At 53.7% G+C, this 6,815-nt stretch carries 8 protein-coding genes and 1 pseudogene; 2 read left to right on the top strand and 7 right to left on the bottom strand.

The features are described from left to right. A pseudogene (locus C6A40_RS24275) lies at positions 1-365 on the top strand (hypothetical protein); the annotation flags it as partial. Beyond that, positions 365-898 (top strand): phospholipase D family nuclease, encoded by a 534-nt coding sequence (locus tag C6A40_RS24270; protein ID WP_000792636.1) that lies wholly within the window; start codon positions 365-367, stop codon positions 896-898. The pseudogene C6A40_RS24275 and the gene C6A40_RS24270, both read left to right, overlap by 1 nt. 172 nt (positions 899-1,070) lie before the next feature. Here C6A40_RS24270 and C6A40_RS24265 read toward each other — a convergent pair whose 3' ends face one another. The 7 genes from C6A40_RS24265 to C6A40_RS24235 form a co-directional block, all read right to left on the bottom strand. Next, entirely contained in the window at positions 1,071-1,385 is a 315-nt protein-coding gene (locus C6A40_RS24265; protein ID WP_000091613.1) for a hypothetical protein, read from the bottom strand. Positions 1,386-1,639: 254 nt separating this feature from the next. Next, positions 1,640-1,996, bottom strand: coding sequence for a cupin domain-containing protein (locus C6A40_RS24260; protein ID WP_000215515.1), 357 nt, complete (start codon positions 1,994-1,996; stop codon positions 1,640-1,642). Further along, positions 1,986-2,387, bottom strand: a complete 402-nt coding sequence (locus C6A40_RS24255; protein WP_001293886.1) for a HepT-like ribonuclease domain-containing protein — start codon at positions 2,385-2,387, stop codon at positions 1,986-1,988. Before C6A40_RS24255 ends, C6A40_RS24260 begins: the two co-directional genes overlap by 11 nt. Continuing rightward, a complete protein-coding gene (locus C6A40_RS24250) occupies positions 2,384-2,674 on the bottom strand; it encodes a nucleotidyltransferase family protein (protein ID WP_001247892.1) in 291 nt (96 codons plus the stop codon). The genes C6A40_RS24255 and C6A40_RS24250 overlap by 4 nt, the downstream gene beginning before the upstream one ends. A gap of 63 nt (positions 2,675-2,737) precedes the next feature. Further along, positions 2,738-3,136 carry a DUF6710 family protein gene (locus tag C6A40_RS24245; RefSeq protein WP_012561143.1) on the bottom strand — a complete coding sequence of 133 codons (399 nt, stop codon included), beginning with the start codon at positions 3,134-3,136 and terminating at the stop codon, positions 2,738-2,740. Next, complete coding sequence (gene mobF, locus C6A40_RS24240; RefSeq protein ID WP_012561142.1) at positions 3,136-6,372, bottom strand: MobF family relaxase; 3,237 nt, start codon at positions 6,370-6,372, stop codon at positions 3,136-3,138. The genes C6A40_RS24245 and mobF overlap by 1 nt, the downstream gene beginning before the upstream one ends. Continuing rightward, the gene (locus tag C6A40_RS24235; RefSeq protein ID WP_045282344.1) at positions 6,372-6,707 is read right to left on the bottom strand and encodes a type IV secretion system DNA-binding domain-containing protein; all 336 of its coding nucleotides are present in this window, start codon (positions 6,705-6,707) and stop codon (positions 6,372-6,374) included. Before C6A40_RS24235 ends, mobF begins: the two co-directional genes overlap by 1 nt. Positions 6,708-6,815: the final 108 nt, after the last annotated feature.

Genomic DNA, 6,815 nt, shown 5'->3' with positions numbered 1-6,815 from the left:
TACCAGCGTACGGCCCACAGAATGATGTCACGCTGAAAATGCCGGCCTTTGAATGGGTTCATGTGCAGCTCCATCAGCAAAAGGGGATGATAAGTTTATCACCACCGACTATTTGCAACAGTGCCCTTAATACCGGCCATCCAGGCGGTGTTATGTCAACGCACGCTAACTCTGCGCGCGATGCCTTTAACCGTATTGGGCTGCTTATCAAGGCGACCCCTATCGGCCGTATGCTCGATATGAGCGATATTATGCGAATGCTCTACTCCACCATTGACGTTGTGGTGCATATGGAAAAGCGGAAAATCAAAGAAATTTATTTTGACCCTGAATATAAAATGCAGTGTGTGAACGGGAGCCTGTAATGAAAAACTTAGCAACCTGGCTTCTGGCCGCAGCATTTACGACAGCCGCCCTGCCCGCCTTTGCGGTGGAACCATCCGTTCAGGTTGGCTACTCGCCTGAAGGAAGCGCCCGCGTTCTCGTCCTGAGCGCCATTGACTCCGCAAAAACCTCGATACGGATGATGGCTTATTCTTTTACCGCCCCGGATATTATGAAAGCACTGGTAGCAGCCAAAAAACGGGGAGTTGATGTGAAAATCGTAATTGATGAAAGGGGCAATACGGGGCGCGCCAGCATTGCGGCCATGAACTACATAGCGAACAGCGGCATCCCTTTGCGTACTGACAGTGATTTCCCTATCCAGCATGACAAGGTGATCATCGTGGATAATGTGACCGTTGAAACTGGCAGCTTTAATTTCACCAAAGCGGCCGAAACGAAAAACTCGGAGAATGCGGTGGTGATCTGGAACATGCCTAAGCTCGCTGAATCATTCCTCGAACACTGGCAAGACCGCTGGAATCGGGGGAGAGACTACCGTTCCAGCTACTGAATACTGACCGCCAAAAGGCGGTTTTTTTGTTCAAAGAAACTGATCTCAGTATCGCGCCCGGGGCAGCTGGCCAACGTCGCCGGCATCGCGCCGGCAAAAATCGAAAAACAGAAATATCAGCAAGATAGCTTAAACAGGTGTCGGGAAATTTCGTTGAGATATTTTGAAGGAATCACAGTGTAAGCAGGCGCTTTTTCAGGGAGGCGCGTTCTTGCGGGTTGCGTCCCTTGTGATTGGCGATGCGATCCGCCGTGGCGGCCTGGCGCTTGACGGGCCAGTAGGAGCGGCCATCCTTGCCCATCGACCAGACGCTGCTGGCCTGGTTTTCCAGCAGGGGCAGATGGGCGCTCAGGGCTTCGGGCGACGCGCTGGTCAGCGCCGTGCGCTCACGGGTGCGCCAGCGCTGATGCCAGAGCTTCTTGTCCTCGCGCTCGCTGCCGCAGGTCGTGTGCCCGACGATGGGTGTTTTGCGGCGGCTGCGGCTCATAACGTAGTGGTCTCCAAGAACATTCAGGACTGATCCCAGGCGTCGATGGTCAAGACCTGATCGGCAGGACAGGCGGCTACGCGGTCGGGAACTGGATGGTGTTCAGTCTCATGCCGACCCCATTCGATTGATCGCGTCGCTTGCGGCACGCTGCGACGCAAGGAGGTTTGCGACCTGGTTTAGCAGCCGTGTCCGCTGCATGTCTGTTACCTATCTCCCCGACCGCTCATTGGACCAACTCCAGAGATTGGGCTCTATCGCTCAGCCAATACGAAACCGGCATTGGCTGATGCCACAACCGAGACTAACACAAATGGCTCGGTACCTGTATTTCGCGCCCCGTGCACTTGGCCCGGTCTTGCCACGGCTATCTCACCTTCCCTGAGGGCACGAACAATCCCATTGCCCTGAAAGTAATCAGCCATTCCCGACAAAACAGTCCACGTGTCTTGGCCGTGAGGATGAATGTGAGCCGCAATTTCCTGCCCGGGATGGACATGCCAAACCACGATAATTGAGTCTCGGGTTTCAAGCACAACGGAACGAATAGGCTCGCCTTCGGACGGCTGAACATACTCGGCTACAGAAAATATTCTCGATTCAACAGTCATCGGAGATCCCTCTTTCACAGTTGTCGTTACGGTCTTCATCGTCGGCATCCTGACGCACGGCGGGCAATTGCTGGAGCAACGCCGGCAGCCATTCCTGTACCGTCTCCCACACCACATCGAGGTTGATGTCGAAATAGCCGTGAGCCATGCGATTACGCATATTGCGCATGCTGCGCCACGGCACGTCGGCATGCGCCTGGGTGAACTCGACGTAGCCATCCATCACCTTTGTGGCCGCCTCGCCGATGACGATCAGGCTCATGATGACGGCCTGCTGGGTGCGCTTGTCGGCCAAGAAGTCGTCCTTGGCCATCCCTTCCACGAAGCTGCGCGCATCGGTTGCGGCCTGCTGAATGTGGTCGAGGTAATCGGGCAGGCGGTTCTCGCTCATATCGGTTGCGCCTCCGCGAGCACCTTGGCCCGGAACTTCGGCGGCAGGTCGCCGGGAGTCAGCAGATCGACGTCAACGCCGAGCAGCGATTTCAGTTCTTCTTCCAAATCGCCCAAGTCCAACAACGTGGCACCGGGCAGCGCATCGACCAACAGGTCGAGGTCGCTGCCATCCCGGTCGGTGCCATGCAGCACCGAGCCGAAGACGCGCGGGTTCGCGGCGCGAAAGCGGCCTACCGCTTCACGCACTGCGCTTCGCTTCATGTCAAGCACAACAGACGGTCGCATGCGCATCCTTTCTTATCGAAACTCGTTGAGATGATATGCAATCAAGAATAGAATTTCAAGAACTCACAAAGTAACGCGGTGGTTAATATCCTGTACCCACGGATTGCCCTTAGCGCTGCCTATATCGGCTAAAGCACTCCGGTAGCTTGATTCACCCCACGGCCACGGCAGGATCTTGGCCGTCGCAAGCGCCAGGGGAAAATCTTCAGCTGCAAGCCTGAGTGATTTCATGTGCGTGTAATCCATCGCCCAGATGATTTTTGTGAAGAAGAACTCGCGCTCGTTCATGTCCGGGCGCGCGTCCTGGCCCTCCGTGCCAACGGCCAGCAAGTAATCGGCCTGAATTGGCAGTATCAGCGCGCGTAGTAAGTCATGGATCGCCGGTTGCGGCAGTCTGCGCGCCAGATTAATTACCCGGTCGAACTTCAGTTTATCCTGCTTGCGCTTGTCGGTCTGCTCCATCAGATTTCATGGCCCCCTTCTTCATGCTCATGCTCATGGGTGTGTTCTTTTCCGGTATGGCTCTGTTCCGCCTGAGACGTCTGCGGCATGGCGTAATCGTCGTAAATGCTGCTGTCAAAGTCGTAGTCTGATGCTTCGGCATAATGCTCGTAATCGGCATACTCCTGCGCGCTCCACTGCTGATCGTCGGCAGCAGCATAATCATGGGCCAGCTCTGCATCATTTTGCTGTGCTTCATGACGCCGCAGGCCAACGGAATCATCCATAGGGTTCTGCTTAAGATGAAAGGCGTCCTCTGCGTTGCTCACCGGCTGATAATCAGTGCCGGTTGTCATGTTATGTTCATCGGGTTTCTGGTTAAACGCCATGCTTTCCCCCGTGGCTTCTGGCAGACCTTTTTCAGCTGATCGGGTTTCTAAACTGGTATCGCGGCCAATATCCTTAAACCTGGCCTCAAGCCCAAAGAAACGGTCAATTTCTGCGGCCGTGGTTTTCGGGCTGTCGCGGCTCACGCTCGATGCCAAAGATTTTTTATCGTCGGTAAAAATTTCCACCTCATGACGCGCACGCGAAATACCAACATAAAAAACGTCCTTAGAAGTGGTAAGCGATTTGGTATCTATGTTGAACAACACGCGATCACAGGTAAGCCCTTGGGATTTGTGGACGGTGGTTGCATAAGCATAGGAAAGATAAGAAGCCTGTTTTTTGTCCAGCTCAACCGTGCGCCCTTTTTTGTCCTCAAGCGTCAGTTTTTCACCCTCCACGGTTTTCACCGTGAAGCGGTCGCCGTTGGCAACGTCCAGCGTTTTATCGTTACGCGTTACCATAACCTTATCGCCCGGCGCCAGTTCGGCGCTGACTGCCTGGTATACAGACAGCTTGGTGTGTGTACGCGGGCTGAAAGCGATCTGCTCACCGCTGCTGCTTTCAACCGTCAATTTGTTGCCCGGCCCGGTATCAAGAACCTGGTAAGACTCGCCCCGCTTCATACCATTTTTGTAATCCTGTTCGGGGATAATGATTTGCCCTTTACTGAAATAACGGCTGTCGCGGCGTTCCGCCTGTGTCGAATCCACGCGGTCAAGTAGCGTGAACGTTTCGCCGGTTCCGGCAAGCCCCAGATTGCCCCGGATGTAGTCATTGAGGGTTTTGCGTGAGGCGTTCGTACCAGAGATTATCAGGGTGGCATCCTGTTGTTCTGAGGACAGAGACAGGTAGCGATCGGCAAGTTGAGCGAGTCGGGGCGCTTCTTCCTTCAGTTCGTTCACGCCGGTGATATTTTTCAGGGCGCGCGCGGCATTACCTTCAGCGGCATACTTAACCGCCTCAAGCAAAACTTCATTCTTCTGTCGCTGAATGTCTTTCATGTAGCTGGTCTGCATATCTGCTTTAATCAGCTGCTCAAAAGGCTTACCGGCTTCTACCGCTTTCGTCTGTGACGTATCCCCCAGGAATACCGCGCGAGCGTTATGCTTCTCGATCACCTCCATCAGCTGTTTCATCTGTCGGGCGGGTATAACCCCGGCTTCATCAATGAATACGACTGATTTTTCATCCAGCTTTTTATCCTTCGCTTTGAGGAAAGCGGCAACGGTGCGGGCCGGTAATCCATCATCTTCAAGCGCTTTTTTCTGTGTCCCATAGGGGGCCAGCGCCGTGACCTTCAGCCCTTGTGACTCCAGCAGCTCTTTAGCGGCCATCGTCATATAGCTTTTACCGGTACCGGCGTAACCATGTGCGGCCACAAACCGATCTTTGCTCGTCACAATTTCTGTAACCGCGCGCATCTGCTCCTTCTTGAGGGTTTTCCCGGCAAGCAGCTGGCCTGCAATCTCTGCGGTCAGCTGTCGCGGCATCTGCCCCCGGCCGCGTGATTCGATAGTCAGAATGGAACGCTCAAGGCGAATACCCTCCACGGTAGTGACGCGGTGGCTGGTCTTTTTAAGCCTGCCGTTTTTAATACCATCATCTACCGCAAAACGGGCTTTATCCGCACGCATCCCGCTATTCGTCAGCGAGTCGATCCACTCTTTGCGCGTCAGAGTTTCGGCCATAACTGAAGCACCGACCTTCAGAGTTGATTGATACCGGGCTTCGCCCTCGATGATGGCGCCCTTCTGTACCGCCTTCAGGTACGCTTTTTCAACATCGGCTATTGTGGCATGGCCCAGCACCTGCTTATTAGCGATTTGAATCAGCTTCTGGCGTTCAAAGCTGGCATCGCGCTCTGACAGCGACTTAACTGCAAACTGGATAGCCCGGTCAGCTTTAACCTCCGGGCTGGTAAAATCCGGGGCCATGTTGCGCGCTATATCAGCCTCCAGAGGTTTACCGTGTCCCTGCCATTCACGGTTATCAAAATCAATGCCGAGCGTTTTGGCGCGGCTGGCCCATTCCTGGTGAATTTCTTCACGGGAATGCTCTGTTTTCTTTTCACGCGTAGCCATCGAGACGCGGCTTTTCGTCTGAGCATCGGCGGTTTCCCGCGTCAGACCCATTGCAGCGAGTCCCTTTTCAATTTGCTCCGACCGGCGGGAAAAAGCGCGAATCTGTTCATCTGAAAAATGGGCCATATCGAACGTGTTATTTTTGCTGTTGTAACGCAGCTCATAACCGGCTTTGGTCAACTCCAACGCCAGCTCCTGTTTGTAAACATCGCCCAGGTGCATTTTGTTACGCATCAGCTCATCATTTTTGAGCGCGCGCCACTGGCCGTCCTCGCGCTGGGTCATGTTCATGACAAAAGCGTGTGTGTGCAAATCAGGATCTAGCGCCCTGGAAGTTTCGTGGCGGAAAGTAGCGACGACAAGGTTATTGGTATTCTGGGTTACTGATTTCCCCTGGCGAGTCGTCCGGGCCTGCGCGAGTTTTTCAGCTTCACGCACAGCAGCGGCAACAGCTTTTTCATGAGCCTCGATAATGGTTTTATCGCCGTGTATCAGCGCCTGCATGGATACCCCTTTAGGCGCTGAAAACGTCAGGTCGTAGCCCAGACGCTCTTTTTTGGCATCACCCACGTGTCGCTGCATATGCGTGAAGGTATCTATCTCTCCGACAAGCAGCTCTTTAAACCGGGCTGATTCAACGTCCCCGGATAAGCCGAGGGCTTCAGCTCCGGTTCCCTGCCAGGACGTGAATGATGAATCCTTACTGTAGTAATCATCCTTTGCATCAGAGTAGTAGCCCACAACGCTAGTGACGTTCTGGCGGGTAATCGTGGTTATATCAAGCATCAGATCTCCCTCAGTTCAATGCCAGGAACAGGGTTTTTGCGATGGTATTTAACGTGTTTAGCCTTGAACTTAGCGACGGGCATATCACCAGGCAACGCCAGATAGCCGGTGAGGTTTGGCAACATTGATATTTCGGTAGGCGTTACGGCACGAACAACTTTAACGTCGCGGCGTTTACGGACAATCCAGGGCTTCTGAGGATCGGATTCTTTACGCTCAACTTCGCCTTCTATCTCACCGAGTGAGCGCGACATTTGATCCAACGTTTCATCACCGAGACGGCTGCCGCCCAGCACGATGTTAGAACGCATGTTAGCCAGAATTGTCTGAGCCATATCCCGACCATAAACCTTAACCAGCTGAGAATGGGGTCTGAGGGCCAATGGAACGAAAACGTACGCTAAGGAAATAACCAATTGTTATAATTGATATTATTCATTCTT

Origin of the sequence: Enterobacter sp. GER_MD16_1505_Eko_090, from assembly GCF_003331015.1 — a bacterium.
GTDB classification, from domain to species: domain Bacteria; phylum Pseudomonadota; class Gammaproteobacteria; order Enterobacterales; family Enterobacteriaceae; genus Enterobacter; species Enterobacter roggenkampii.
The sequence above is the reverse complement of the archived record's forward strand: the minus strand, read 5'-3'. Positions and strand labels throughout refer to the sequence as shown.